2 protein-coding genes are annotated in these 1,210 nt (G+C 45.4%); both read left to right on the top strand.

From position 1 onward, the window contains the following. On the top strand, positions 1-508 hold a 508-nt coding region (locus tag A4R26_RS10785; RefSeq protein WP_133054625.1), incomplete at its 5' end, for an HYR domain-containing protein. A 245-nt stretch (positions 509-753) separates the two neighbouring features. Further along, positions 754-1,210: hypothetical protein (locus tag A4R26_RS10780; protein ID WP_133054624.1), on the top strand; the 457-nt coding region annotated here is incomplete at its 3' end.

The following is a 1,210-nucleotide window of genomic DNA, read 5'->3' as shown; positions in this document are numbered from 1 at the left end:
TCAGGCTTCCCTGAACGCAGCACTCGCAGCATGGGTAACACAGCAGACAACGGCCATGGCAGCAACCGGCGGTTGTGCACCACAGGTAACCAATGATTATACCAACCAAAGCGTCAATTTGTGTGCTGGCGGCAGTGTAACCATTACCTGGACCATCACCGACAAGTGCGATACCACTACAGTAAGTGCCATCTATACCGTAACACCGGCACCGCCAGTGACATTAGCTTGTCCTCCTTTACAAACCTTCTGCGTAGTATCTGACAACGTTTATACTATCCCTGCACTTGTTGTAACATATGACTGTAGCAGAGAATTGGGTATTGCCTACGAGATCACAGGAGCAACCACAAGAAGCGGAACCGGCACGGATGCAAGCGGAGTCTTTAATGTAGGCGTTTCAACAATTACATGGAGAGTCACGGATGCATGCGGCAACGTTTCCACCTGCACAACAACGGTGACCATTAATCCGAAACCTGTAACAACGCCAATCACCCATAATTAAAAATGAAAAGCAATAAAGAAATGAAACCAATTTAAAAGCACCCAAAGCCGCTAACCATGCACACTGCCTTCCAGGAGAAGCAGTGTGCATGTAGCGCTTTGTTACGGACAACATAAAATAAAAGACAACCAGGCAGGCCGCTTATAAGGCGTGCGCGAAAGATCAGAATGCATAAACGGTTACTACATATTATTGTATTGGCTTTGTTCTTGATCAGTGTCAAAGAGACATCTGCTCAAATGGCTATGCCAGATCATGTATGTATCGGAACCACTAAAAAATATTCTGTAAATGACCTAGGCGTTCCCTCAACTTACACATGGAAAATCGATGGCGTTACACAACCCACTACTACCAATGAAATAACTATTACCTGGAATACGGTTGGTCAATTCGTCATCACTGTACAGGAACGCTCGGCAGATGGTTGTGAGGGAGAAATACAATCTGGAATTGTTTATGTCTATCCTAATGTGGCCACGAACGAGCAGATCACGATCTGCGAGACACAGCTACCATATACCTGGAACGGACAGACCTTAACAGGAGCAGGAACATCAACGGCAATATTGAAGACCGTTAACGGCTGCGATTCTGTGGTAACATTAACACTGAACGTAATTCCCGTCGTTACAGGAACCGAGACTGCTACTGTTTGTGCCAATCAATTACCATATACCTGGAATGGCAATACTTATAATG

Origin of the sequence: Niastella populi, assembly GCF_002078015.1 — a bacterium.
In the GTDB taxonomy this organism is placed as follows: Bacteria; Bacteroidota; Bacteroidia; order Chitinophagales; family Chitinophagaceae; genus Niastella; species Niastella populi.
This window is presented reverse-complemented; position numbering and strand designations above follow the sequence as displayed.